Genomic DNA, 25,341 nt, shown 5'->3' with positions numbered 1-25,341 from the left:
ACCGGAATCGACGAAGTCACTATAAATGGTCTCTTGCGAGATGTTGTAGCAAGTCCGGCAGCACGCGTTGCGATTGATAATTGCGACCGGGCATCAATAAATTATCGAACTTCTCAAGTGACAGCTCCTCAGAAAGCGGCCACTCCAGCTGTAAGCTTCGGAATCGGGTCAGGATATTGTTGACGGTTGAACGACCGATGTTCAGTGTTAGTGCTATTTGCCGGTCAGTCATCCGCCGCTCAAACTTCAAACGAAAAATGTCCAGATAAGTCCGCATATCTGTCCTCGCTCTTTTCTTTGCTTTAGTCATGATTGCCTCGGCTCACAGATAAAACTCTGTTATGCCGAAACACGAAAAGCGAGGGAAGAAAAACTTGTCCGAATGATACCGAAACGGCTGTCCGGACGACGCCGAAATCAGTGTCCGGATGATACCGAAATGCTTGTCCGGCTCAGACCGGAATCACTGTCCGGATGACCCCGAAATACGCAGGCAATATGAATGACTTTGTATTCCGTAAATTTAGACATACTTTCTTCCTTGTTTTTAGTTAGGTTCAGATAACTTACGTAAAAAGCCGAAGAGCGTCAATTAAGTTGATTCCGGTCTTGCTGACATTCATTCCTGCGTGGACTTCACATAATTATGAATCGCACCGAGAGAGCGGTAACCCAGTGAATGATAAAGAGGCTCTCCCATTGCCGATGCCTGCAACTGCAATGTGTTGATACCGGCTGACAAAGCTTGTTGCTCAAGCAGGAGCATGGCCTCTCTGGCCAGCCCTTTGCCTCGAAACCCATCAAGAACACCGACCTGGTGAATGCCCATTTGCTGGTTATGCGTAAAGGTCATAGCGGTACCGGCTATATCACCCTTATGCACAATAAAATAAAGCTGGGCATTTCCGTGCAAGAGGTTGGTTACCGACGACGCGGCTACCGTATAACCAAAGCAACTGCCGGTGGTGTCAGCCCATTGCTGCGCCTGTTGCGGGCCTACAGGCTCCAACGTTAACTGCGGCGAAGTAGAGTCGAGTGCCGAGGTGTCCAGAGTTTTGACCATCATTTGTTGACTAAAACTGAGCGTTAACGCGTTAAGCCCTGGTTCACTTTTAGGTAACAGAGCTTCCGGCATCGATAGGGTATGAGAGTCTGACATCTGTGCGCTCAGCTCCGCAACTAGCTGCGTTTTCTCTGCTTCTGAGTAATTACCAGGCTTGCACCAGACTCGCGATGGCCATTGCCCCAGCTTATAAAAGGGAACGCCATGACGAGTGGTTAACTCCTGGTATGGCTGAAGCCGCCAGAGTTGATGTAAATTCTGCAGGTTTTGCTGTTGTTTCGTGGTCATGGTTTTGCTCCTAAGTTAATCAAAAAGACACCGGAGATAAGTAACCCTGCGCCTAATAAACGGTAACTGTTCAGTGCAATGGCCGGGCTGCCTAACACACCAAAATGGTTGATTATCATGGCGCCAATTAATTGCCCGGTGAGCGCGTAAGCCATGACTTGCCCAATTCCTAGTTTCGGGATCAGGAAATACATGGTGCCCACCCCAAAACAGGTGAAAACGCCTGCAATGAGCCAGAAGTACCAGGGTAAGTTCGAAAAAGTCAGCGTACTGCGTTCGGTAAAGCCCCAGAGAGCCATGGCCGAGAACAGCGCGCTAATAGTAAAAGCAACGGTCAGCGACAGAAAGGTATTATGTGCTAACTGCCCCATCATCGCATTAATACTGGCCTGAACGGCTATCGACATACCCGCCGCAATAGCCATGATCACAAGTATGGTTTGTGTCATAAGGCGACCCTGAATTGAGAAAGTGGCAGACGTACTTTTTTCTGCAATTGAGTAACATCCTCTTCGCTTCTGTAACCTACAGGGCAAGCAAAGGCCGTAGTCAGTCCGCGTTCAGGGAGAGACAGGATGTCGTCGTAGCGTGCTTTCTCAATGCCCTCCATAGGGCAGCTGTCCACTTGCAGCTCGGCTGCTGCCAGCAGAAAAGTGCCTAAGCCAATGTAAGCCTGACGGGTAGCCCACTCTTTAAGCTCTGCAGCGGACATAGCCTGCAGGCGCTGCGTTAAATACTGATAGGTGCTTTGCGCCTGTTCTTCCGTGAGTTCGCGCTGCCGGGCTAATTCATTGATATAGGGCGTTACAATATCTTCAATCTTTGCAGCTTTTGTCGCAAAGACGACCAAAGCTGAGCTGTCCGCAACTTTTTGCTGGCCAAAAGAGCAGTGAGCCAGCTCTTGCTGTAAGGCTTTATCACGAATAACCAGCGTGCGATAAGGTTGTAACCCGTAGGACGATGCCGTTAACCGGGTAGCATTTAACAATTGAGTTAATACCTCATCGGACACCTCGGTGTTGGAAAAGGTGTCGGTTGCATAACGCCATTGCTGTAGTTTTTCTAAATACATTTAGAGCTCCTGTGTCGCTATATGTTTAGCAAGTGAGCTCTATTATTCAGATACCTCAGAGGAGCCGCATTAACATAGTTTAATAACGGTAAAAATTATTCGGTGTTGCGCTGTTGTTTGCGTAATCGTGACAGTTGCACCGGAGTTATTCCTAAGTGTGAGGCAATATGATACTGAGGAACCCGGCTGGCAAGGTGGGGAAGTTGTTCTATAAAGGTTTGATAGCGCTGTAATGCCGTGGCTTGACCAAAGGCATTGTCGCGTTCGTCTTTTTCCAGCAGCCAGTTTTTTTCTAAATAACGGATATGATAAAGCATTAAGTCGGGGCTTTGCTCTAACAGCTGCCGATAGCCGTGAAAATCAATGTGTATTACCGCAGAGTTTTCTAAGCACTCGACACTTAATTCTGATGCCGTGTTGGTAAGTAGGGCGGTCATACAGGCTGGGAATTCACCTTCACTAAAAAAGCGCTTGTTATATTCCTGACCGTTTTCATCCAAATGAAACACCCGGGCTAAACCACTATGAATAAAGCTGAAGCTGTCGGGGTGTTCCCCTACGCCATAGATTAAGTCGCCACGAGCGTATTCGCGAAAGGTTAATAATTTCTGAAATTTTTGCCAGCAACCCTCGGTAATTTCGTGATAACGGTTCATGCAGGTACGTAGGTGCTCCAGGGCGTCCTGCGGTATCGCATAGGTTTTATCGTTGGCTATGGTGTTCTGGGTGGTCATGCTTTTAGTCTTTTGGTTTGGCGGCCTTTTGGGAACTTAAGTTTAAAGTAACTTTTGCCGCTGTAGGTGTAAAGATAGATGTAGCCGGGCAATTTCGTTCGAGAGTTGAATAGTGGAAAGTTGATTCATTTTCAATTATTCTAAATTACTAACATTACCTCTGAAGGAGTCTACGCCAAAATGAACAACTAATACCTGTCATCCATCTTCATTTCTTTAATTTGGATCCGCAGGGTTAGTAGGCGTAGTGCGATTGGCTCATTTAAGCCTCATATCAGTTTTGTAAAAACACCAGCCGTTTATCGGATTCACTGCGTTTAATGCCCCTGCTTTCAGGAGGCAACAAATGCCAGTTTTACAAGCAACTAGTCTGCATTATCAATTTGAAAATGGCGAAACGCTGTTCAGAAACCTTTCTGTGTCAATGACGCAAAAGCGAGTTGGGCTTGTCGGGCGCAATGGTGTGGGTAAATCTATTTTAGCCTCATTACTTACAAAGGAATTAGAACCTACGGGTGGAAGCGTGCAATTAAATACTTCTGTAGCCATGTACCAGCAAGTCAACCAAGAGCATATGTTGCAGCAAACCGTAGCAGACTTTCTGGACGTGAAGAAGACGCTTTATGCTATTGAGCAAATAGAGCAGGGTGATTGCAACCCTAAATGGTTTGAGTGCGTTGGTGACCGCTGGAGTTTGAGAGCCGAACTATCCTGCCTTTTGCAGCAGTTACAGTTGCCTGACTCTATCATTCTGGAGTGTAAACAATTAAGTGGCGGTCAGCTTTCGATACTTCAATTGTGGAAATTGTTTAACAGCGGTGCTGGTTTACTCGTGCTGGACGAGCCCTCCAACCATTTGGATAGCAACGGTAAACAATGGCTTATAGAGCAGATTCAGAGCTTTTCAGATCATATTTTGCTTATTAGTCATGACCGCTTATTGCTGCGGGAGGTTGAGCAAATATGGGAGTTGAGTAGTTTAGGTTTGACGCTGTACGGAGGAAACTACGATTTTTACACAGAAGAAAAGCGGAAAGAGTCCGATGCAGTGGCACGCCAATTAAGTAGTGTAAGGCAACAGCAGAAGCATTTGGAAAAGCAAGCGCAGAAAAACAAAGAACGAGCTGAGCAGCGAGCGGCGGCGGGCAAAAAGCTGCGTAAAGAAGGAAGCCAGGCAAAAATCTTAATGGATGCCATGAGTAACCGTGCTTCCGCTTCAGCCTCGGGAAGAGCGAAAAATGAAACGCATCGGCAGCAACAATTACAACAAAAGTCGCGGCGACTAGAGTCAAAGCAGGAGCAGTTAAAAGCACAAAAGTTAAAAATAAGTTCTGAAACTAAGGGTAACCGGACTCTGGTTTCTTTAACTAATGCGGAAATTCCTTATGGTTCAATGAAGCCCTTTAACTTAACCGTAAAGGGGAATAGCAAGCTGCATTTAGTCGGACCGAATGGCAGTGGTAAGTCTACGCTACTGAAAGTGCTTTGCGGCGACCTGGCACTTAAAGCCGGTGAGGTTCGTATTAACACTGCCGTGTTTTATTTAGACCAGCACTTTAATGTGCTGCAGGCTCACTTTTCGGTACTCGATAATATACTGAATTTATGTCGGGGAATGAGTGAAAATAAAGCCAGAATGCTATTGGCAGGTATAGGCCTTAGGAAAGATAAAGTACACCAACTGGTAAACCGGCTAAGTGGGGGAGAGAAAATGAAGTTAGCGATGCTGATTGCGAGTAACCAGCCGCAACAGCCGCTATTACTTTTGGATGAACCCGACAACCATCTTGATATTGATTCCAAAGACATGCTTTCCGATGCTCTGCTCAATTACGATGGCGCACTTATTCTGGTGAGCCATGATAAGAGCTTCGTAAAAAAATGCGGACTAACTACTTTGATCATACCGCATACATACTCCCGCCAGAGCGACTAAACTGAAACGGCGGTCGCCGGGAAGTCGAATGTCGGCTATTATTTACACACGTTTATTTTTATGGGGGTCTACATGTCATACGAGAAATTTGACATTATACCTGCTGCCAGCTTCTCCGATATAGGCTTAAAAATGATTTCGCCCTCTTTAGGCCTATCGAGTTGGATCCAGTGTTTGTGGTCAACTAGTGGTTCGAAGAACAATTCAGAGCGTGTTGAAGAAAAACTGTATCCCGATGCCGGTTCCAGTCTAACTTTTGAAATAGGCAATACTCGTATTAATGCACGCTATTTTCATCATAGCCGAGTTTCTACTCACCATTGGAATGCTTCGACGAAATATATTAGTGTTCGGTTTCGGCCTGGGGGCGCAAGAGAGCTACTAGGTCTGAATATTGACGATTTTCAGAATATAGAAATAGATTTACTCGACACGGACTTTCCTCAACACTCAAGTTTACAGCAATTAATGGATACACTCCCGAGGCTATCAACAAGCCGACAAATTCAGGCTGTGCAGGACTGGTTACTGACGCTTAGTTGTTGCGCTCAAGAACCTCATTATAAATGGTCGATGTTATTAGCTCATGCGTCCGCAAACTTAATCCCCCCTCAGCAACTGGCCTTACAAAGCGGGTTTAGTCGACGGACACTGGAAAGGCAATTACGTAAATACTTAGGCTTTACTCCAAATCAGTTGCACAGCTTTGCTCAAATTCGAAAAGCCCGACAATATTTGATCATGACACCAGACAGCCTCAGTGATATTGCCCTTGCTTGTGGCTACTTCGATCAAGCGCATTTTACCAATGTATTCCGTGAACAAGCTCTGGAAACCCCGCTTGAATATCGCCAACGAAAAATGTCGCAAATTTCCAATTCGTAACTAGTGAATGTCCCTAAAGTATAGAAAGTTATTCTTTGGAGGACATTATGGAACACCGAATTTCACAATCTTCACTTTACGAACAATGCCCGCGTCTGGTGACTCACTTAACCGCATTAGGTGAGGTGCCGGAAGCCGCAAACTTATCCCCACGACTTCTGCATCTGGTCAAACTTCGCGCATCTCAACTCAATCATTGTGGCTTTTGTCAGAAAATGCACGCTGATGAAGCTCGAACCGATGGTGAGGTACAATCAAGGTTAGATGTGCTTCCGGCCTGGAAAGAGTTATTTTGCTTTACTACCAAGGAGCGCGCTGCATTGGCATGGACGGAAGCGCTAACGCTTATCAACAGTGTAGAAGTAACTGACAATACCTTTCAGGCTGCACTGGACGCTTTTGGAGAAAGCGGGTTAATTGAGTTGACCGCGGTCATCGTACAGATAAATAGCTGGAATCGTATTGCCGTGAGTTTCCGTTTCCAACCCGAAATAGAACAATAGGGCATGGTATGAAAGCAACTTTATTGCAGCGTATTCAGAAAAACACATTAGGGATACTGGCTAGCTTGTCGTTCCTCTTTGGCAGTATGTTGTTTCTACCCACTTTTGCGAGCTACGCGACATTAGGTGTGTGGCTCTTCATGACAGGGTCGGCGTTGATGTTTATCGATATTATTCGTCCGTAATCACTCTTGCAACTGCTCGACATCTACACCCAGTGCATTGGCTACGCCGCCCTGTGGCATCCAATTAGCAAAGAGTTAATTTCCGCTCCTGTGACAGCAGTAGCAAACAGTGATAGCAGAAACTACGATTCCTATTATCGTTTGATTTGGTCGTCAGTATAACCACGTTTACGTAACATGCTTCTTGCCACCATCTGGTCTTTACCCTCGTGCTTCCAGGCTGATTTATTAGCGATATCGAGTAGCTCTTTATCACTTTTACCTTTCAGTCGTTTATGAGCCTGTGTGACCTCTGACGTTTGATCTACAGCTTCGGAAAGGATTTTTTTCCCTGCCGTATATATCGTATCCCAAATACTCATTTCTAATTCCTTTGAAGAGTAGGCGGGCACTGATTCCCGCCTATAATCAACCAGAGCAGACTAATCAGTCCTCAACCTTGCCGTCACCATCACAGTAAGGGCATTCAATACGTACACGAGAATCGCCACCACAAGTAGGGCAACTTTCAGGGTGAGGGCCACCACCGTAATCTAAGGGGCAAGGAATTTCACCGCGACCACGGCACTCAGGACAGTTGACTTGTGACATATTAATCTCCTTTTAAAATCAGTTGCCTAAGTAGATTCTCAGCATTTAACTAATACAGTCAACAGGCCTTGTGTGGCTTGGCTTTGAGGATGTTGGGTTGATGGTGTTTTATGTGTTTCGAGTCATCGTAATTGAGTTATTTATCCCTAAAATTTTTTTCGAATCTTATTGTTCACGTTGGTAGCTAAAGCCAGGCTTGGTATTTTGTGCTATCAACATGGAACAAAAGGAAAATAAATTGGTTACGAATTAAGCAGTCAGAGCCCGAGCAAAATTTACGATATCGTTATTAATGAAGTTGGTGTTTCAGAACGAAACATTTCAGAGCAGGAAATAGAGAGCATACTCGATAAGCTTTCATCAGTTGAGCAAGAGCAGCTTATTGCGATGTGCTATTTTGGTGAGCGCCATTTAAGTGCATCTGAGCCTTATCTCGACTATCCTCTTACTCTTGCGCCCGCAGCGGTCGTGCCAGCCTACAAATACAAAGAAGTTTTGCTTAAAGCAGCAACAAACAGCTTAATAACTAAACTTCATCAAGCCAAGCGTTTCGCAGGACCTGCATGGAAATCGCCGTTAGAGTAAATTGTCATGTGAGGGAACCATGTTTCCTCTGTTAGCTCTGTGAATGCCGACATGGAAAGAGCTCGTTGTATTTTTGGTATGCAATTTTTTGTTGTTCTTCGACTTCCCTCCTGTAGTTATCCCAAACGTACCCTGGGGCTGTAAGGCAACAACGCTCGTAGCTCTCGTCGACAGCGCCCCTTAATATTGCCATCCATCGATGATTGTCTAATCCTAGCTCCGTTCTCGGCAGTCTCTCGTAAGCAGAGCGTTTACAAGAAAATGCGTTCAAAAGGATGTTTTGCCGAGTGAAGGCTAGGAAAAATACATACTCAAGCCTCTCGTTATTATAGGTACTTTCAAAGTAGCTCCATAGTGCCGGGTCATCCGAGTCAATGGGATACTTGCTTAGACGAAGGTAAGTCAATGCCGTTACGAAAGCGGTATCGACTAATTGTTCGTGGTCCTCTACCCAGCGACATTTTCGTAGGGTGATTGCATAATCGACCGCCACCTGAATGGCGTCGGCTTCGAATAGTCCGTGGCTAATGCACCGACTTCTTTGGTTTACCTCTTCGCATACTGCTGAAAGCTTATCCATGTCTACCGGCAGTGCGTGGTGTCTGTGTAGCCGGTGGTGAATTTCCTGCAATTGGGCAGGGGTGAACGTATGGATCCACATAATTGTCTCCAGAATATTTTGACGATTGTTCAATGCTGAATAGAAAACTGTTCAGTAATGAATACGGGCTTAGTCGTTGATGTAGTTGTCCCATTGAACGCCTTTGCATCCAGATACAGTGAAGCTTTCTCTCAAGCTCTTTAAACCCGTTATAAGGGGGCCAAAACGAATCGGTGAGTGTATTGACCGCTTTGTCATTTCAAGGGCGTCACCCGCTGTTAAGGGCGCGCTCGAATTGCTTATGACGGTTTTCGCGTGCTCTAACATGAGTCGCGGTGCAAACTTATCTACCGTAGTCCATTCGTCCCGCATGACGTTGAACAATATCTGGTCATTGCCTTTCATGGGGATACCATACTGGTTCAAAAATAGCAGGCACACGGCAAATGCAGTTTCTGCGGCACGGTTGGTATCCTCTGTCCACGCGGTGTGTGCTAAGCGAATAGCGTACTCAGCGGCAATTGAGAATATCGAGTCTAAGTTAACGGTGCAATCAAAATACTCACGGTCAATGGTACTGTATATATCGACAAGCTGAGCAAAGTTAGTAGGATGGTGGTTCGCCTCTAGGTGCATTCCTATATCTATTTTGACAATATCTACAGGTTTAACTAGACGTAAAATCATTGCTTGGTCCTATATTGAAGTATGGCGACAAAATGCCGCCTAGCGAAAATGAAGGGAAGTCAACTGAGTACGGTAATCAACGCTTAACTTTTTAGGTAAGTTGATACCGCATTAATGACAAACAGCAGGGATGACATCATCCCAATCAATACTGTAGTCGTAGTGAAGAGGATAAAATTCGCTCCTAATCCTAGTTATGATGTCTTTTAATGAAGAATATGGCTTTATTCTTTGTTGACCATATCCGCAGGTTATATCTTTAGAAGAGTTGGTCTGACTGGCTATTTTATTTTCTTCTAGGCGTTCCCCGCGGAATTGCTCGAACAGTACCTTTCCAAGCTTTGTGCTATTCATGCAAGGCGATTCGATTAATGATAGCAACGAGGGATTATTAGCATTGACGTGAAAGCCGTTTAAATCTAAGAACGTTATCGCGGTCACTAAGCCTGTAATTACGGCTCGTTTGCGGTCGGTTGTCCAATCACCATTTCCAATGAGAGCTGCGTAAATACCAGCAGTCCAGAATATTTTTGACACACCAAGGTCCTTTACTGGACAAACTTCATTCATCAGTGAGCGTACAGACTTTTCTATTGACCTTTTTAATACTGAACGCGTGTAGTCTTGGTGAAATTCGTAATGGATTTGAATAATTAGTTCCGGAGTAAGAAATTTGTCACACACTTGTTTTTCCCTCTTGTTTCGGCGATTAATCAGTTAGCATTTCATTTCTGGAATGGCGTCGCCGCGCTCATCGGCGATGCGTTGCATAATCCACTCGTCCACCTCTGAATCTATCCAGGCTACCTTCTTACCCAACACGCGAACCGGCTTTGGAAATGTGCCTTCGTTAACCATTTTGTAAATGGAGGTGCGACCTAAGCCAATGCGTTCTCGTACTTCGTTGATTCTTAGAAATCTCATTATTATTCCTCTGTTTTGTTTGTCTCAGAGGATTCACAGGGGCTGTAACGAATAACCATAAACAGCGAATCCACGGGATTTCAGACCTATATCACGCACGTGCATTCAAGAATCGAAAACATGGAGACACAAAATGCACGAGCAAAATGCTGAGTATGTAACGAATGGGCCGATGACTGAGGTTGATGTGCTGAATAAAGCGTCTGAGATCCTGGAGACGAAGTTTTTGAAGGGGGAGGGCTTTACCAGTCCATCTGCTGCAAAAGACTTCCTGAGATACAAGCTGGCGCATCAAAAGCGTGAAGTGTTCGCTATCTTGTTGATGGACTCACAGCATCGCCTGATCGAGTACAAGGAGTTGTTCTTCGGGACCATTAACGCCGCTCCGGTATATCCCCGTGAGGTGATGAAGGAGGTGCTTCAGCAAAACGCCGCAGCCATCATCTTGGCGCACAATCATCCATCGGGTGTGACTGAGCCATCGGAGGCTGACAAGCGTGTAACGACGCGTATCAAGGACGCACTCAATCACATAGACGTCCCCATGCTTGACCACATCGTAGTAGGCCAAGACACGGTTTCGTTTGCTGAAAGGGGATTGTTGTAGGTGTATTGTTGCTAAGCGCGTAGAGAAGGTTTTCCCTGGGCCTTTTCTACGTTGCTTGGTGCTTTAAGCTGGCGCTTTATTTTTTGTGGTAATACTGACCTTGACGGTGCATCTAGGCATCTTTTAACGTTAACCAGTCAAAAATAACTATTACAACCGATTAACAAGGACGATTTGTAAATGTACTTTATAAACATAAAAGCGCTTAAGGAACAGCATAGAGCGGGTCAATACCAAAGCAACGATAGTCTTATGTACTTATCGGCGACTGTAATACTTACCTATCTAGCAACACTGCTTGTTCGCTTTCCTGAAAACGGTTGGTCTGTGGGAGTAGATGCAGTAGATGGTATTATGGTCCTGCTGTCTATTTTTGTCGCTTACGTTGCCAACGGCGGCAATGGCGGAAGCTACTTTTTGGATAAGTTTGTCTCTATTGGGTGGGTCGTTTTGATCCGTTTGCTACCCGTAATTGTGCTTTTGGCTTTGGTAATTAATATTGGAGAGGCCGCATTCTTCGGCCAAGCTAGCGAGTATGATGGGCCCGAAGATATTATCGGGTTAGCCGTGGTTTATGGTCTTTATACATGGCGGTTAGGCGTCCACATAAAGGATACACGTTAAGTGTTGCGTTAAGCGCGTGTCAGTCTGTTGCACGCACTCGTATTAATTAGCTTGTCCTACCCTTAAAGCGCCTCAGACAGGCGCTTTATTTTTTGCATTGCTGCTGTAAAACGATTGCCGTTTGCCCTGGTATTTAGTCGTCTTCTCTTTACACAGGTAACTAAAGTGCAGAAATGCGTCTCTGTGCACTGGGTCATCTGTTCTGAGTGGTCCTTGCAGAACCCTAAACACTGGCGTTGATGTGTGAAGGAGCGCTACCCGCGAATCAGCCGATAACCCATGCGTCTTTAACCACGCCTGTCGGATAATTTGACCTAACCTGGTGGGGTCCTCATGGCTTAAGTTGCCGACTGGGTATAGCGTGTCCTTGTTGGTGAATATTACGACATGGTAATGCTCTAATTCGCTGTCCTGCGTCTGTTCAATTTTAGCAACGTATTCGACTTCCGTTTGGTAAACCCTTTGATTGCGTCGTGCTACCGCGTTTTGATAGCTAGCGATACCTGCTTTAACTCGCTCAATAAACTCCGTAATTGCGTTACGTTGCAGGTACGGATTCGTATGAGCTGGTAGATGCAAGTCAAACTTCACTGCTAATACTCGCTTGTGGTTCTGGAGCACTCTATCCATGACCGTATGCAGGCGGTCTACGTATGGCAGAATGTATGGTGCATTTGCTGTATGTAAAGCAAAGCCCTTGTATTCAGCATCATAATGTAGCGTGTGGTTATGGTTATTCGCATTACGTTTTCTCATTTCAGACCTCGTGATCGTTATTGATTCATAAGAGATCTGATCCTGTAATTTTTAACCATGAGTCAGACGGTAAGCTTAGGGGCTTACCTGTCACTGGCTAAGCATTGGTTACTAGACGTACCAATGAATGATGTACTGATTGATAGTAGTGAAGGTTGTATATATTACTATTACCAACATTTCCTAATCATAAACTGCTCCCAAATCTATATGGAAAAGTGCGTTTAGACTGCATTCAAAACCTTGCTCTTATTCTGATAATTTAGAATATCCATGCCGCATAACACGTCATCAAGAGCCCTTTATATCCCGCGTTTAGTGAATTAGAAAAAACAAGTTTGCAACAAGTTTGCTACTTTGTTTAAAACATGTTTTTATATGTTTTTTATGAGTTTGATAACGTTGATTAGCTATGACGAGTGAGTTTGAAGAAGTTCCTAAATGGGTTGAGGAGTTCGATGTTGATGACGCAGCAGAAGGTCAGTGGCTGGTAAATTACCTCACAAACAAAGGAATAAAAATATATCGACAGCAAAACGAAAACATTAGACAAGCTGCAAAGCGAATTCTTATTGGCTTATTCAGGGACAACCGGCCTGATCATTATAGGTTGTTAAGAAATATCCAAGAGTCTTACCGGCAGCGAAGTAAGCGTAAGGATAAAACCGAGTATTTGGATAGAACATATAGACTTTCACGTGAGTCTGTTGAGAAGCTAAATGGCTTGTCGGATAAGCTCGGTGTCAGCAAAGAACAGGTTGTCGAGGCATTATTAAAAGAGCAGGCAAACCTAGAGTCCCTCTACGATTTTAGAGAGTGTTCAATATTCTGTGTCAGCCAAGTTTTCATAAATCTATGTGGCCATCCAGTCGACCTTCAAAGTGGATGGTTAGCTGAGACAGTGTCAGATTCCAGTTCTGCACCGGGTGCGACCAGCGCTCAGTTGCTTTTAACATACCCGCGTACAGCAGCTTAAGCAAGCTACCTTCATTGCTAAAACCGCCTTTGGTTTTGGTCAGTTTTCTGAACTGGCGGTGTACCGCCTCAACGGCATTGGTTGTGTAGATGACGGTCCGCACATAGTCGGGGTATTTAAAATACGCTGAGAGTGTCGCCCACTTATTGCGCCAGGATTGAATAACGATGGGATATTTATCGCCCCATTTGGTTTCTAAATCATCCAGCGCGCTTTCGGCAGCGGATAGCGTCGCGGCTTTATACACGCATTTTAAATCGGCCATGAAGGCTTTCTGATTTTTGCTGGCCACGTACTTCAGCGAATTACGAATTTGGTGAATGATGCAGTGTTGCACCTCGGTTTTCGGGTAGATGCTTTCTATGGCTTCAGGGAAGCCTTTTAAGCCGTCTACGCAGGCAATCAGAATATCCTGAACGCCTCGATTATGGAGATCGGTCAACACACTCAGCCAGTGATGAGCGCCTTCTGACTCGGATAAATAAAGCCCCAGAAGCTCTTTTTTACCGTCAATATTGAGGCCTAGAATGGTATAAACAGCTTTGCTGATAAAACGCCCATTCTCTTTGATTTTATAGTGAATGGCATCGAGCCATACAATGGGGTAAACCGCTTCTAAAGGCCGTTCACGCCATGCCTGAAGCTCCGGCAGAAGCTTATCCGTGACGGCATTAATGGTGCCGTTTGAGACATGAATGCCGTACAGATCTTCAATGTGCATGCGAATGTCTTGATAGCTGGTTCCAAGCGAAAACAATGCAATAATTTTACGCTCCAGCTCATCGGTTAAATGCGTCTGATGTTTTTTAACCAGTTGCGGCTCAAACGAGCCGGCTCTGTCGCGGGGCGTATCTAATTCAAAGCTGCCGGCAGGACTCTTGACTGTTTTTGACGTCGAACCGTTCTTGCGGTTAGATTGCTCTTTATCACTGAGATGCTCTTCAAGCTCAGCCTGCATCGCGGCTTCGGTGAGTTGTTTAATAAGCGGTGTCAGGATGCCGTCTTTGCCGGTGAGGTCTTTGCCTTCACGCAACTGCTTTAAAGCGGCATCCATGTCGAAATTGTTTTTGGTCATATGTCATCTCTTTTTTGCTTAGTTTAACGAAATGACACAGAATTCTGAACACTACCCGATTTGAAAAATAAAAAAGGTGCAAAGCTAACCTCCGATCAAATAGCGCGTTCGTACGCTAAGCATAATCACGTTGGGGACCTCATTTTTGGTAGTCGTGCCTTTCCGACCGAAGAGCAGTTGGTTCAAACCATTAAAAAAGTGGTTAAAAAGCTCAATATCTCTATCAACCTGAGAAAGGATAAAAAGCCGCTCTTAGCAACCAGCGAATTTGTACGCGTCATGGCTAAAGAAGGCGCTTTATATAACGTTAATTCATCATTAGCGAACTCAGACAGCTTTGACCGAGTCAAGGATCCTATCTCTAACGAACCACTAAGCGATTACTCTGACGACTTGATGTTAGAGGATTTCATTTACTTGAGCGACACTGTAGAAGCACGGCTAAAGCAGTATCGAGCTGCTGTATACAAGAGTAATGGAATAAGATCGGAAGAGGCACTTATAGAAACTTTGGTAGATGAGGCCTATAACTGGTACAGCGAAATGCTTGAGTTAAACAGCTTGCGAGATGAGTCAGACAACCTTCGAGCGAAAATCTCTCAGCACAGAGCTGAGTTGGCGAAGCAGATAAGAGATATTAAATTTGATGATGAACGCTTCGACGCGATAGTAAAACTATGCGAAACCCTCGAATTGATGGTTATAAGGCTTTTTGAAGAATATGACTTGGAGAGACACAACCACCGTATTAATGTTGAGACTTTAAAGGGTAATGCTCCAATCAAACAGCCAAATAGATTTCGACATATGGAAAGGGACAAATCTATCAAGAAGTTTCGTGAAATGGTTGCTTTAGCGATTGCCGGAAATGTTGATCCCGAGAGTGTTCAAGATCATGAATTCCAGGGAGTAAGCGATGAGTCAAATTAGTTAATGCTTCAAATCTGTGGTGCTATATGTGGTGCTACAGGTTTACTTTCAATTTTTTATTTTCTTTAAAATCATATATTTAGTATTTTATTTTAACTCCGGCCCCGGGCACCAATTCCAAATCGTGTAGCTTGCGCTTTCAGCGCAAGAACACACTCCAAATATTAATCCCCATACCTTTAATTTCGTGATAGCACGCATACACGCGTAGCTTGCGCCTTTGGCGCAAGGAAAATCATAACAACCCCGTTTCACGCAGACATTAATTCATTAAATGGTGGTCCTTTAGTGCGACTTGCGTACAGGGCGGCAACTCGGTTTTGTTGACTTCTGGATTAGTTAACACCGACCAATAGTATCCACCAATATTTGTGAGACTCGGATTCAAAGAGACGTCGATGTGAGACTGTTTGGGTATTAGCGTATAAGTTAACTTCGACGGTGGGTTCTTGCTCGGAAAATCTTTGCTGCCTGAAAATTCAAAGCTGACGTTTTTTGTATTATTTTTATCACTGGAACTCAGTGTGAAATTGTAGTCCAGTTCTGCCAAACGCGAGCTAAGGGTGGAAAAGTCGAGGTCATTAAAGAAGTCCTGCGATGTTCCAGAGAAGTTAGCAAATTGCTCGTTTACGGTTGCTTGTAGGTTGCTTTCAAATTCACCGCTAGTTAGCGCCTTTACAGCTTGGTATTGCGAATTGTCGTGGGCACATAGAGTATCATCTAATTGATTTGAATCGGCTATTTCGTTGGTCTCAGGTTCCGCTTTGCCGTCGATCCAATCGTTAAATTCCTTTGATGTCTCGAAGGTTCGACTTATGTTGTTGGCGATTTTTTCCGTGTGAGCTATCAGGCTGTCGGTATATTCATATCCGCTACGAATCGCATCATTGACAAATTGAGGATGCTCATAGGGTGAGGTCTGTAGCTCCATAAGTTCGGGTCGTTCACCCTGATGGCTATGGCTTAGCTTAATGCCCCAGACTTTACCACTCGACTCGTTCAATACAGCGGCGTAGACCGGCGTACTATAGCAAACCCGAGTATCAGTCGAGTTATCTGAGCTACTGGGTTTAGAATGACACTCCACAGATGGTGGGACTTTCTCTTTGACCAAGTTTTCCGCTTCGCTATAGTTGCAGTCATCACAGCTATAAGCTTTAACATTTTTCTCGGGTTCAGTCTGTGCATAGCTGGTTGATACCATGATAAGCACGCCAAGCCCAACAGGTATAAGAGTATTTTTATTCATTATTCCCACCATCCATTCCCAAAACGCGTAGCTTGCGCCTTTGACGCAAGCAAAAACGCCATACCGTTTTTAGTTTGCTGGTTAAAATGTATATCGGAAAGACACGCTCACGGTATCGATGTCTAAATCAACATCGCTTGGACGATAAGTTTCATACCCAATGCCAGCAGATAGATTTTTAGTAAAGTGATAGAACGCATTCGCTTGAGCACGGAATACGTCGGTATCATCAATATCAACATAATCAATCTTAGCGCCGACTTCTAATAAAGGAATTAGCATAGAACGCACACCGATACCAATGCCGTAACCTATATCATCGTCAGATACAGATAAAGCCGTAGCCGAACCAGATATATCTAAGCGTTCAACAGAGATGGTCGTGTAGATGTCGGTGGTATCCGTTACACGTTTAAATGCGCCAGCGCCCGCCGATAAGAACTCTAAATCAGCATTCGCGCCATTAGCCTCTGCATCAATTGTTTTGTAATCCGTAAACACTATCCAGTTATCGGTAATAACAGCACTACCACTTAATCCCAGCCCGTCGAATGACGGTTCACTCGCGCCGACATCAACCGTTGCATCTAGGTATGAAACCTCGATTTTATTCCATTGTGGTGATTGAGCCATAGCCGTACCCGATACGGTTAGCAGAGCTAATGCCAAAAGCGATTTATTCATTAATTGTCTCCGTGTTTTTAGAAAGTCATCATGAGCGTGATTGACCTTATCAAGAGTGTAGCTTGCGCCTTTGGCACAAGTACAAAACCTATGTATCTTATTAGAGACGATACATATATTAAAGTGTTAACAAAAATAAAGCTTAGATGTGGTGTTAAATATTAATTTTTAGTCGGTCGCGCCTTTGGCGCAAGACAACTGAATTATCACGGAGCCAACATGAATCAGATTAATCCCGCCAAGCTTCACAATAGCAAATGGACCGCCGTAAAGCCGATAAATCGCGAGAAGCATTTTTTGGTATCAGAAGTTGAGTACGATGAGGAAGGCGCCGTCATTTCGTGCGTAATCGAGTCAGTGCTTTCAAAGAACGAATACTCAATTGATTGGCGTGAACTAAAAAACGAAGAAAAATGGGCTCAGGGCTGGAAGATGTAGGTTTTAAATCGTTTTTCTTGCGCCGAAGGCGCAAGCTACGGGCCAAAGGCGTGAGCTACCTTACTGACAAAAAATATATAAATATGTTATAAACAATCTAACAAAAATGAACTTTATTTAAATAAATGGTCAACTCTAGGCGTTTAGACAAAACGGAGTAGGAAAATAAAAATGAAAGCTTTAATTAAAACATTGGGTTGCTGTTTGCTGTTAACGGCCTCAATGAGTGCCAATGCGGACTGGTCTGTTTCAGGTGGTTTTACGAGTTTCCAAGATGATATTGACTCGTCAGAAAGCTTGAGCTTAGGCGCGTTGCATGGTGGATTAGGTTATACGTTTGAGCGTGGCAATTTTACCTTCATGCCAGAGCTGCGCGTTGGTTTTGGTATTGGCGATGATTCCGCTTATGGCGTGGACGTTGAAGTTGATAACTTTGTAATCGCAAGCTTGCGCGGTCAGTACAATATTAACGACTCGTTTGGCATTTTCGTACAGCCTTCATATGGTCGTCTAGAGGTTTCAGCCAGTGGTAGTGGTGCGTCGTTCAGTAATGATGACTGGGAAACAGGCATTGGTACCGGCGCTTCATACAAGTTAGGCAAGAACGCATCAATAGAAGCGATGTACGAACAATTTGATAGTGCAGATGTTTTCTCGTTCAGCTTCCGCTACACCTTCTAAAAATACAGTTCAGACATATCTGTTTGCAACTTGCGCCAAAGGCGCAAGCTACTGAACTTTAAAAAGGCGCAAGCTACTGAACTTTAAAAGGGCGCAAGCTACAAGGCCCATCAAGGGAGACGATAATATGCATAGCAAACTGAAACCATTGCTCATGAGCGCCTTATTAAGCGTATCGGTTATCGCTGCATCGGGCGTAACTGCTCAGCAGTACCTTAAGACAGAACACCTTTACCCAAAGACGATACCTGATCGGATAGTTAACGTTTCAGCTGGATATAAATCTGACTCGTTACCTTACGGTGTTTTCGAGTATATCGATACCTTTGGTAGCACCGAGGCTGAGATTGTGAAGCGATTGGGGGAGCCTGAAGAGCGGTTTGAATGGCAAAAAGAGAATCGTCATGAAAGTGATGTAAAGAACACTGTTATTACGCTGGTTTACGACGGTCTTATCATTGAACTTGTAGAGGTAAAGCAAAAAACCTTTATCAAACGCCTGTTTATCGAGAGCTGCGAGATTAATTCACCATTCCAGAATTATCTGTGTAAACCCGTACCAGCGGTCATAAGTGAGTTGGGTCAACCGAGAGTCATTTTTGCCGACGAGCTCATTTACACGCTACAACATGGTGATGTCGGTTCAACCCCCATGCGGATGGGGGTGAAAAATGACAAGATTTCGTGGATTTATTTGAGGGGTTATATTGATTAGGGACTTGCGCCAAAGGCGCAAGTTACTTCTCAAACACCAAGGCGTCGGGGTCGGCGCCTAGCTCTTTCAATGCGTCCATTATGCCGTCGTTGAAGGCATCGGGGCCGCACACGTAAAAGTGCTGGTTAAAATTGTTGATATGCTCGTTTAGAAAGGCTTTATCAATGTGCCCATCGATAAACAGGTGATTGCCGTTTGGTTTTTCGTGCGTGATGACATTGATGAATTGATCACCGAGTATTTGCTCGAACTCCTCTTTCAAAATAATGTCTTTTTCACTGTTGTTCGAGAAGATAAGTCGGTTATTGCCAATTTCACCTTTGCGTGCCAAATCGCGAAAAATAGCGATAAATGGCGTAACACCTGCGCCGCCTGCGATAAATGTGCCTTCGCCTTTGTATTCAATGGCGCCCCATGGGTCTTCAATAATCAGCGAATCGCCTTGCTGGAGTTGACCAATTTGTTCGGTAACACCGTCGTGATCGGGATAAACCTTAATTACAAACTCAAGCCACGGATCGCTATTGAGCGACGTGAAAGTAAACGGGCGCTTTTCATCGCGCCAACCCTCTTTATCAATCGCGACCTCAGTGGCTTGTCCTGGGGTGAAATTATAATCGTCTGGCTTTTCTAATCGAATCCGTCTCACGTTGTGAGTGACTTCGGAAACATCGTTTACTTTTAATGTATGGCTCATGGCTTACCTCAATCTTTTTACAAGTGTCTATTATTTGTACACGAGATAAACCATGAAAAAGATCAAAATTATTCAACCGCCATATCAAACACTTGTACTGTGTCTAGAAACGGACCTCGGCTACCTGTGTTGCCGCCAATCACATAAATGCTGTCGTTAAATACTACGGCGGCAGTGTGACGTAGTCCGATATAGGGCAAATTCGTCGGCGACTGCAGCGTGACCGTAACGTGGCACCTTGAGGCTGAATTCAGCAGAGGGAACAGCGGTATTTTGCGGCGTTGGTTGAGTAGTCGAACAACCCGTTACGGCTAAGACACCAGCAAGTAAAAATGAACAGCGCTTAAAATTATCAAACATTTTTTATTCTTTTATACATAGGAGCATGTAATTTTAAGGTGTTCGCAGTGAGACTCAAGGCAAAGGCACAAAATCCTCGGCATCGCCGGGGACTTTTGGGAACGCCTGTTGCTGCCAACGTGCTTTGGCTGCTTCAATCAGCTCTTTGTTACTCGCCACAAAGTTCCAATACATATACCGTGTGCCAATGGCGTCGCCGCCGACGAGTACAAGGTGGCTGTCAGCCAGCGTCGTGAGCGCGACACCCGTCGTATCACCAAATACACCCATATGGTGTTCAGCGAGTTCAGCTTTATTCACTTGTACTGAGCCTTTAACAACGTAGACCGCAAGCTCTTGTGCTTTGGGTAAAGCGAAGGTTTCGCCCGCTGCTAAATTAACCTCGATATAGAGTGTGTTTGAGAATGTCTTGACCGGTGAGGTCTTGCCATAGGCTTCACCCATCAATATTTTCGCATTGCCGCCTGTGATATCTGCTGAGGGGAGTTCGGCTTCGTCGTAGTGGTGAAAGCTGGGATCGCATTGTTCGTCGGTCTTGGGCAGCGCGAGCCATAGTTGCAACCCGTGCGCGCGGTGGGGCTGCTGTTTGACTTCCGGCGATTGGCGCTCCGAATGCACGATGCCATGACCTGCGACCATCAAGTTAATGTCACCTGGCTTAACGGTGACATCGGTGCCGAGTGAATCCTTGTGCTGCAGCTCTCCCTCAAACAAATAAGTAACCGTTGCCAAACCAATATGTGGGTGAGGGCGCACGTCAATGCCTTCATCCTTGGCGAAGTCGGCAGGCCCCATATGATCAAAAAACACCCATGGTCCCACTGATTTCATGCCGCGCGATGGCAAAATACGCTTCACTTCAAACCCACCGATATCACGTCCCCGCGGATCGATAATGCGTTTTAAAGCATCACACCCCGATATCGCTTTACACTCACTCTCTAAAGATTTGGCTAGGTTGCTCATCATGGCTCCAACATTACGCGCGGTATTAAGTCAATTTGTTAAAACTAACCGATCTCTGTATAGTTCGCCAAAACAATAACTTAAAAGACATTCAAAATATGATTGCTATGCACATGACCCTCTCAGGTCGCCTTATTCCGCCGCTTGGTATGTTTGCTTTGTTAGGTATGGCTGTGGCCGTTGGCGTTGGTGCGACGCTCTACGCAGCAGACTGGGTTGTGTACCTAATGCATTGGGTTTCTGATTTTTTGTATAACGCTGAACTCATGTTTAGCAGTCTTTTGCACGCCGTTGGCCTAACGGACGATATCTCAAGTACCTATTATTCATTTGCCCGTGAAAAGAACGCCGGTGTATTTGCTGGGGGCCTGTACATAGCGACTGAGGTTTTATATCTAGTGGCGGTGGTTGTTGTCGCAACACGCGCAGCGGTCGAGCCACAATCTAAGTCTGTAAAAGCAAATCCCCCTAAAAAGTCGGTCTCGCTGTATTTATTGTTAAATATCGCGTACACCGTTGCCTTTTTCTACTGGATAATGTTCGACCTACAATACGCGCGGAACTATCAAGAGGCGTTGTTAGGGCCTCTACGTGAGCAGGCAAGTAGTCTGTCGAGCGTATTTATCGCGACCTGGAGTTGGAAGCTCATCCTGTTTGTACCACTACAGTTGGCGTTGATTATCGGTGTTTGGCGTAATAGCCCCTGGTTTAAAACGCTTTTTGCCAGCTATTTGATATTTGATGTGGCGTATTACGGCTTGCTGACGGGTTTAACAACAAGTTCACATTCGGGTTTATTTGTCAGCATTGTCGCATTATTATTGTTTACGCCGTATTTGTTGACCGCCAAGCGCTCGTTCTAATCGCTTGGCGTTAACAGACATGGCTTCGCAATAAACAATAATAATAAGCGCAGAAACCATGTCCGAAAACATCGCATACTATTCAAAACATGCTGAGTCACTCGCTGAAAATTATAATCGCGTGCCGTTTGAGTCGGTCCATAAAGACTGGCTACATGCGCTGCCAGAGCAGGGCATGGTGCTTGATGTGGGGGCGGGTTCAGGGCGTGATGCGCGCTACTTGGCGGCACGCGGTTTAAATGTCGTTGCTGTAGAACCCGCGCACGGGATCCGCGAAGTCGCGCAGCAATATACTGTCAATAGTGCCGTACGTTGGATAGCCGACAGCCTGCCCGATTTAAATAAAGTCTTTGCGCTGCACACCAAATTTGACCTGATCCTACTCAGTGCGGTGTGGATGCATATCCCACCATCGACCCGCGAGCGCAGTCTGCGCAAATTAAGCAGCTTATTAAAGCCCAACGGTAAGTTGGTGATTTCGTTACGTCACGGTGCCTGTCACGACGAACGTACGATGTATCCTGTTTCGGCGGACGAGCTGGCGCAACTGGCGAGTCGTTACGGCCTAACCTTCGAATTACTGACCCCTGAGCAACAATCTGATGAGTTAGGTCGCGATGATGTGAGTTGGCAGACTGTCATGCTGACGCTGCCCGATGACGGCACGGGGGCATTTCCGCTACTCCGCAATATTGTTGTGAATGACAATAAAACATCAACGTATAAAGTCGCGTTGCTTCGAAGCCTGCTCCGCATTGCCGAAGGTCATCCCGGCGCTGTGCTAGATCAAACAGACGACCACATCGCACTCCCCGTTGGGTTGGTAGCGTTGTATTGGCTAAAACTGTATAAGCCCTTAGTCGATCATTATGGCATGCATCAAAGCACTAATAGCGGTAAAGGGCTCGGCTTTGTTAAACCCCACGGCTGGCAATTGCTCAGCGATCGCAGTGCAGGGGATTTTACGATTGGCGCTCAGTATAGCGACGAGGCTATTGTACAGCCCTTGTACCGCGCCTTAAAAGATATTGCTTCAACGATTAAAAACATGCCCGCCAAATACACCACCATCCCGGGCTCGGGTAATGCTGTGTTTGCAGTTGAGCTGAATCGCACGCAAAAGCCAAAGCGAAACCTCACCTTAGATTTACCGTTTTTAAGCGCATTGGGTACCTTTTATGTGCCCAAGCACATTTGGGATTCATTAACGCGTTTCAGCGTTTGGATTGAACCTGCGCTGGTGAATGAATGGGCGGCGCTTATGGCAAGTTATGCGCCGAATAAGCAAAAGGCATTTAACCGAAGCGATTATTTAGTAGCGCTCGACTGGAAAGACGACACACGAACCACAACACGGGTGCGTCAACGCATCAACACATTGCTGGCAGAGGATAAGGTGCATTGTTGTTGGTCCGGTAAACCGATTAGACCCAAACGCTATGCTGTTGATCATGCGTTTCCCTTTGCCAGGTGGCCCAATAATGACCTTTGGAACCTGTTGCCCAGCCAAGCCCAGGTCAACTTAGAGAAACTAGATAGATTACCCAGTCGCGAACGACTGAGCACCGCACGAGAATTGATTCTGACGTGGTGGCAGCAGGGCTGGCAGATAAATAAAAGTGAATTTTTTACTCAAGCCAACCTGGCACTCCCAAATTTAAGCCACCACAACCAAAGCTTTGATGATGTATTTGAAGCGTTGGCGCTACAGCGGGATAGAATTAAAGATATCCAGCAATTAGCGGAGTGGTGACTCAAGCAAGTGATACTGCTGAGCAGCATTATTTGCGAGGTGGTCCGTATTTGGAGCCTTCTTCTCTGCTGTCTAACACAAAGAAAACCAATAAGACGATTGCGCCAATAAACGGAATAAAACCAATAAGCAGCCACCAACCCGTTCTGCCGATGTCGTGCAAACGGCGAACGCCAAGCGCTATTGAGGGTATTAATACAAATAAGCCATACAATGCACCCAATAAACCAACTTGCGCCTCCGCATTATAAGTGCCCAGCAAGCCATCGATTATCCCTAGGAAAAAGCCAATCACAAAGTTAAATAAAATGAACATCCAATATTCACGGCGGCGTGCTCGGCCCGTAAATTTAGCGTAATTCTTTAGGGCGTACGTATAGCATCCAAATCCCGAAGGCACGTATTGATCTGTTTGTTCGCTTTCGCCTGTCATAAATTCCCCTTAGTTCTGTTATTATTTATCGGTTAATATGTATAGTGACATGTAAAAATTTATGATTCAACGCATCGTTATAAACCCCTACATAGGCGCCGAAGCATGGAACTTACCGACAAACGCGGTTGCTCGATTTTCCCGGTGAATTAAAGGAAGCAAAATGGAAAGTGATGTATTTGATAGAAAAAGCACGACCTGTCCTATTATCAGTGACGCTAGATACCATTTAATTATTGGTTTAACGCTATGCTGGGGCTTCATCATAAACTGGTGGATAGTGACCCATATCGAAACAGAATCGATTTCTAATATTAACCCGTGGCTGTTTTTTCTAGGTTACTTTGCATCGTGCTTTTATGGCGTTTACTTGTTTAACAAATCAAGTAAACCATGGGTGAGCTTTATTGGCTATAACTTTGTGGTTGTTCCCTTTGGCTTAATCGTTAACCTCGTTGTGAGTCAACATGATCCCGACGTCGTGGCTGAAGCCATCCGAGTAACGGGTATGGTCACTATAGGCATGATGTGCTTAGGCGCGTTGTTTCCTGCCTTCTTCAAAAAGATTTCCGGTGCACTCACCGTAGCGCTCTTGCTTGTGATTGTCGTAGAACTTATCGAAGTGTTTATATTTGGCGTGCACCACGAAGTACTTGACTGGATCGTGGCACTGATATTCTGCGGCTACATAGGCTATGACTGGGGCAGGGCGTGCCAGATACCTAAAACCGTTGATAACGCGATTGATAGCGCAGCGGCGCTTTATATGGATATTATTAATTTATTCCTGCGTATTTTAAGAATTTTGGGACGGGATTAGGCGTATCAATATGAGTGATAAAAAAAGCAGTAATGGTCAAAATACGTACTCTCAAGTGAGCAACTCACAATTGCCTGTAGAAATACGAGGATGGAATTGGGGGGCATTTCTTCTCAATTGGATTTGGGGAATCGGAAATGACACTTATAGAGCGTTTTGGGTTTTTGTGCCAGGCGTTAATATAGTGATGCTCATAGCACTTGGTCTAAAAGGTAATGAATGGGCATGGCGACACAGGGAATGGCAAAGTGCTGAACACTTTAAGCAAGTCCAACGAAAATGGAGGAATGCCGGTTTCATTTTCACTGGAATAATAGTTGTATTCTGTGTTATTAGTGTATTCGGAATCAACGCTTTATTTAAAAATTCCGATGCCTACAAAGTGTCGTTTGCTCAAGTAAGCGATTCCAAAGAAGTTCAAAGTCGCATAGGCAGCCCATTAGACAGTGGTTTTATCACCGGCAGTATAACGACAAGCGGTCCAGATGGAACCGCGAGTTTGGCATACTCTGTTGAGGGTCCTAAAGGCGAGGCCAAGGTTGCTCTATACGCATCTAAAAAGCTCAATAAATGGACTTTAGAATGTTTAGTTGTGAATTATAAGAGCGTCGAGGAACAGACAATCATTGTTCCTTGCGATTAAATCGTTTTCACTCAGGA

34 protein-coding genes are annotated in these 25,341 nt (G+C 45.1%); 15 read left to right on the top strand and 19 right to left on the bottom strand.

The genetic code is table 11. From position 1 onward, the window contains the following. Positions 1-19 precede the first annotated feature (19 nt). The 5 genes from AC3AP5_RS05840 to AC3AP5_RS05820 all read right to left on the bottom strand — a co-directional run bounded on the left by AC3AP5_RS05840 (position 20) and on the right by AC3AP5_RS05820 (position 3,157). Complete coding sequence (locus AC3AP5_RS05840) at positions 20-232, bottom strand: hypothetical protein (protein ID WP_487327212.1); 213 nt, start codon at positions 230-232, stop codon at positions 20-22. 387 nt (positions 233-619) lie between these two features. Beyond that, positions 620-1,351: a GNAT family N-acetyltransferase gene (locus AC3AP5_RS05835; protein ID WP_487327211.1), complete on the bottom strand. Its 732-nt coding sequence runs from the start codon at positions 1,349-1,351 to the stop codon at positions 620-622. Next, positions 1,348-1,800 (bottom strand): DMT family transporter, encoded by a 453-nt coding sequence (locus AC3AP5_RS05830; RefSeq protein ID WP_487327210.1) that lies wholly within the window; start codon positions 1,798-1,800, stop codon positions 1,348-1,350. The genes AC3AP5_RS05835 and AC3AP5_RS05830 overlap by 4 nt, the downstream gene beginning before the upstream one ends. Continuing rightward, entirely contained in the window at positions 1,797-2,423 is a 627-nt protein-coding gene (locus AC3AP5_RS05825) for an NAD(P)H-dependent oxidoreductase (protein WP_487327209.1), read from the bottom strand. Before AC3AP5_RS05825 ends, AC3AP5_RS05830 begins: the two co-directional genes overlap by 4 nt. A 95-nt stretch (positions 2,424-2,518) precedes the next feature. Further along, positions 2,519-3,157, bottom strand: a complete 639-nt coding sequence (locus AC3AP5_RS05820) for a Crp/Fnr family transcriptional regulator (RefSeq protein WP_487327208.1) — start codon at positions 3,155-3,157, stop codon at positions 2,519-2,521. 346 nt (positions 3,158-3,503) lie between these two features. Between AC3AP5_RS05820 and AC3AP5_RS05815 the strand changes: the two genes are divergently transcribed. The 4 genes from AC3AP5_RS05815 to AC3AP5_RS05800 all read left to right on the top strand — a co-directional run bounded on the left by AC3AP5_RS05815 (position 3,504) and on the right by AC3AP5_RS05800 (position 6,666). Continuing rightward, positions 3,504-5,093 (top strand): ATP-binding cassette domain-containing protein, encoded by a 1,590-nt coding sequence (locus AC3AP5_RS05815; protein ID WP_487327207.1) that lies wholly within the window; start codon positions 3,504-3,506, stop codon positions 5,091-5,093. 72 nt (positions 5,094-5,165) lie between these two features. After that, positions 5,166-5,978, top strand: coding sequence for a helix-turn-helix transcriptional regulator (locus AC3AP5_RS05810; protein WP_487327206.1), 813 nt, complete (start codon positions 5,166-5,168; stop codon positions 5,976-5,978). 47 nt (positions 5,979-6,025) lie between these two features. After that, positions 6,026-6,481: a carboxymuconolactone decarboxylase family protein gene (locus AC3AP5_RS05805; RefSeq protein WP_487327205.1), complete on the top strand. Its 456-nt coding sequence runs from the start codon at positions 6,026-6,028 to the stop codon at positions 6,479-6,481. An 8-nt stretch (positions 6,482-6,489) separates the two neighbouring features. Next, entirely contained in the window at positions 6,490-6,666 is a 177-nt protein-coding gene (locus tag AC3AP5_RS05800) for a YrhK family protein (RefSeq protein ID WP_487327204.1), read from the top strand. A 134-nt stretch (positions 6,667-6,800) separates the two neighbouring features. Here AC3AP5_RS05800 and AC3AP5_RS05795 read toward each other — a convergent pair whose 3' ends face one another. Together AC3AP5_RS05795 and AC3AP5_RS05790 are read right to left on the bottom strand one after the other, a co-directional pair. Next, positions 6,801-7,028 (bottom strand): hypothetical protein, encoded by a 228-nt coding sequence (locus AC3AP5_RS05795; protein WP_487327203.1) that lies wholly within the window; start codon positions 7,026-7,028, stop codon positions 6,801-6,803. A 64-nt stretch (positions 7,029-7,092) separates the two neighbouring features. Then, positions 7,093-7,257, bottom strand: coding sequence for a hypothetical protein (locus AC3AP5_RS05790; RefSeq protein WP_290573399.1), 165 nt, complete (start codon positions 7,255-7,257; stop codon positions 7,093-7,095). Between the two features lie 387 nt (positions 7,258-7,644). Between AC3AP5_RS05790 and AC3AP5_RS05785 the strand changes: the two genes are divergently transcribed. Then, positions 7,645-7,842, top strand: coding sequence for a hypothetical protein (locus AC3AP5_RS05785; protein WP_487327202.1), 198 nt, complete (start codon positions 7,645-7,647; stop codon positions 7,840-7,842). 730 nt (positions 7,843-8,572) lie between these two features. Here AC3AP5_RS05785 and AC3AP5_RS05780 read toward each other — a convergent pair. The 3 genes from AC3AP5_RS05780 to AC3AP5_RS05770 all read right to left on the bottom strand — a co-directional run bounded on the left by AC3AP5_RS05780 (position 8,573) and on the right by AC3AP5_RS05770 (position 10,054). Further along, entirely contained in the window at positions 8,573-9,130 is a 558-nt protein-coding gene (locus tag AC3AP5_RS05780; protein WP_487327201.1) for a hypothetical protein, read from the bottom strand. A 111-nt stretch (positions 9,131-9,241) separates the two neighbouring features. Then, entirely contained in the window at positions 9,242-9,814 is a 573-nt protein-coding gene (locus tag AC3AP5_RS05775) for a hypothetical protein (protein ID WP_487327200.1), read from the bottom strand. A 33-nt stretch (positions 9,815-9,847) separates the two neighbouring features. Continuing rightward, positions 9,848-10,054: a helix-turn-helix transcriptional regulator gene (locus tag AC3AP5_RS05770; RefSeq protein ID WP_290609534.1), complete on the bottom strand. Its 207-nt coding sequence runs from the start codon at positions 10,052-10,054 to the stop codon at positions 9,848-9,850. A gap of 133 nt (positions 10,055-10,187) precedes the next feature. Here AC3AP5_RS05770 and radC point away from each other — a divergent pair, with 133 nt between their 5' ends. Beyond that, entirely contained in the window at positions 10,188-10,661 is a 474-nt protein-coding gene (gene radC, locus AC3AP5_RS05765; RefSeq protein WP_487327199.1) for a RadC family protein, read from the top strand. 180 nt (positions 10,662-10,841) lie between these two features. Next, complete coding sequence (locus AC3AP5_RS05760; RefSeq protein ID WP_487327198.1) at positions 10,842-11,285, top strand: hypothetical protein; 444 nt, start codon at positions 10,842-10,844, stop codon at positions 11,283-11,285. 72 nt (positions 11,286-11,357) lie between these two features. On the opposite strand, the gene AC3AP5_RS05755 is transcribed toward AC3AP5_RS05760, so the two are convergent. Together AC3AP5_RS05755 and AC3AP5_RS05750 are read right to left on the bottom strand one after the other, a co-directional pair. Next, the gene (locus AC3AP5_RS05755; RefSeq protein WP_487327197.1) at positions 11,358-12,041 is read right to left on the bottom strand and encodes a YagK/YfjJ domain-containing protein; all 684 of its coding nucleotides are present in this window, start codon (positions 12,039-12,041) and stop codon (positions 11,358-11,360) included. A gap of 845 nt (positions 12,042-12,886) precedes the next feature. Continuing rightward, on the bottom strand, positions 12,887-14,092 hold the full coding sequence (locus AC3AP5_RS05750; protein WP_487326376.1) for an IS256 family transposase: 1,206 nt from the start codon (positions 14,090-14,092) through the stop codon (positions 12,887-12,889). A gap of 60 nt (positions 14,093-14,152) precedes the next feature. Between AC3AP5_RS05750 and AC3AP5_RS05745 the strand changes: the two genes are divergently transcribed. Continuing rightward, entirely contained in the window at positions 14,153-15,022 is an 870-nt protein-coding gene (locus AC3AP5_RS05745) for a hypothetical protein (protein WP_487327196.1), read from the top strand. A 262-nt stretch (positions 15,023-15,284) separates the two neighbouring features. On the opposite strand, the gene AC3AP5_RS05740 is transcribed toward AC3AP5_RS05745, so the two are convergent. Continuing rightward, complete coding sequence (locus tag AC3AP5_RS05740; RefSeq protein ID WP_487327195.1) at positions 15,285-16,271, bottom strand: hypothetical protein; 987 nt, start codon at positions 16,269-16,271, stop codon at positions 15,285-15,287. Between the two features lie 81 nt (positions 16,272-16,352). Then, a complete protein-coding gene (locus tag AC3AP5_RS05735) occupies positions 16,353-16,955 on the bottom strand; it encodes an outer membrane beta-barrel protein (protein WP_487327194.1) in 603 nt (200 codons plus the stop codon). A 219-nt stretch (positions 16,956-17,174) separates the two neighbouring features. On the opposite strand from AC3AP5_RS05735, the gene AC3AP5_RS05730 reads away from it, so the two are divergent. The 3 genes from AC3AP5_RS05730 (at position 17,175) to AC3AP5_RS05720 (ending at position 18,789) form a co-directional block, all read left to right on the top strand. Further along, positions 17,175-17,393: a TIGR02450 family Trp-rich protein gene (locus AC3AP5_RS05730; RefSeq protein WP_272977826.1), complete on the top strand. Its 219-nt coding sequence runs from the start codon at positions 17,175-17,177 to the stop codon at positions 17,391-17,393. A 171-nt stretch (positions 17,394-17,564) separates the two neighbouring features. Then, complete coding sequence (locus AC3AP5_RS05725) at positions 17,565-18,074, top strand: outer membrane beta-barrel protein (protein WP_272977825.1); 510 nt, start codon at positions 17,565-17,567, stop codon at positions 18,072-18,074. A 127-nt stretch (positions 18,075-18,201) separates the two neighbouring features. Then, positions 18,202-18,789 carry a hypothetical protein gene (locus AC3AP5_RS05720; protein ID WP_487327193.1) on the top strand — a complete coding sequence of 196 codons (588 nt, stop codon included), beginning with the start codon at positions 18,202-18,204 and terminating at the stop codon, positions 18,787-18,789. A gap of 22 nt (positions 18,790-18,811) precedes the next feature. Here the strand turns inward: AC3AP5_RS05720 and AC3AP5_RS05715 are convergent, their stop codons facing one another. From AC3AP5_RS05715 to AC3AP5_RS05700, 4 genes are all read right to left on the bottom strand, one after another. Continuing rightward, entirely contained in the window at positions 18,812-19,486 is a 675-nt protein-coding gene (locus tag AC3AP5_RS05715) for an FAD-binding oxidoreductase (protein WP_487327192.1), read from the bottom strand. Between the two features lie 68 nt (positions 19,487-19,554). Continuing rightward, complete coding sequence (locus AC3AP5_RS05710) at positions 19,555-19,629, bottom strand: hypothetical protein (protein WP_423202008.1); 75 nt, start codon at positions 19,627-19,629, stop codon at positions 19,555-19,557. Positions 19,630-19,642: 13 nt separating this feature from the next. Next, complete coding sequence (locus tag AC3AP5_RS05705) at positions 19,643-19,846, bottom strand: hypothetical protein (RefSeq protein ID WP_487327318.1); 204 nt, start codon at positions 19,844-19,846, stop codon at positions 19,643-19,645. 54 nt (positions 19,847-19,900) lie between these two features. Then, entirely contained in the window at positions 19,901-20,815 is a 915-nt protein-coding gene (locus AC3AP5_RS05700; RefSeq protein WP_487327191.1) for a pirin family protein, read from the bottom strand. 95 nt (positions 20,816-20,910) lie between these two features. Between AC3AP5_RS05700 and AC3AP5_RS05695 the strand changes: the two genes are divergently transcribed. Together AC3AP5_RS05695 and AC3AP5_RS05690 are read left to right on the top strand one after the other, a co-directional pair. Continuing rightward, complete coding sequence (locus tag AC3AP5_RS05695) at positions 20,911-21,675, top strand: hypothetical protein (RefSeq protein WP_487327190.1); 765 nt, start codon at positions 20,911-20,913, stop codon at positions 21,673-21,675. A 58-nt stretch (positions 21,676-21,733) separates the two neighbouring features. Then, positions 21,734-23,428 carry a class I SAM-dependent methyltransferase gene (locus AC3AP5_RS05690; RefSeq protein WP_487327189.1) on the top strand — a complete coding sequence of 565 codons (1,695 nt, stop codon included), beginning with the start codon at positions 21,734-21,736 and terminating at the stop codon, positions 23,426-23,428. Positions 23,429-23,456: 28 nt separating this feature from the next. Here AC3AP5_RS05690 and AC3AP5_RS05685 read toward each other — a convergent pair whose 3' ends face one another. Next, complete coding sequence (locus AC3AP5_RS05685) at positions 23,457-23,861, bottom strand: DUF805 domain-containing protein (protein WP_272977820.1); 405 nt, start codon at positions 23,859-23,861, stop codon at positions 23,457-23,459. A 163-nt stretch (positions 23,862-24,024) separates the two neighbouring features. Between AC3AP5_RS05685 and AC3AP5_RS05680 the strand changes: the two genes are divergently transcribed. After that, positions 24,025-24,681 (top strand): Bax inhibitor-1 family protein, encoded by a 657-nt coding sequence (locus AC3AP5_RS05680; protein WP_487327188.1) that lies wholly within the window; start codon positions 24,025-24,027, stop codon positions 24,679-24,681. A gap of 10 nt (positions 24,682-24,691) precedes the next feature. Then, positions 24,692-25,324, top strand: coding sequence for a cytochrome c oxidase assembly factor Coa1 family protein (locus tag AC3AP5_RS05675; RefSeq protein ID WP_487327187.1), 633 nt, complete (start codon positions 24,692-24,694; stop codon positions 25,322-25,324). The last annotated feature ends 17 nt before the right edge of the window (positions 25,325-25,341 follow it).

The sequence above is a fragment of the Idiomarina sp. D18 genome, assembly GCF_057748155.1.
This window is presented reverse-complemented; position numbering and strand designations above follow the sequence as displayed.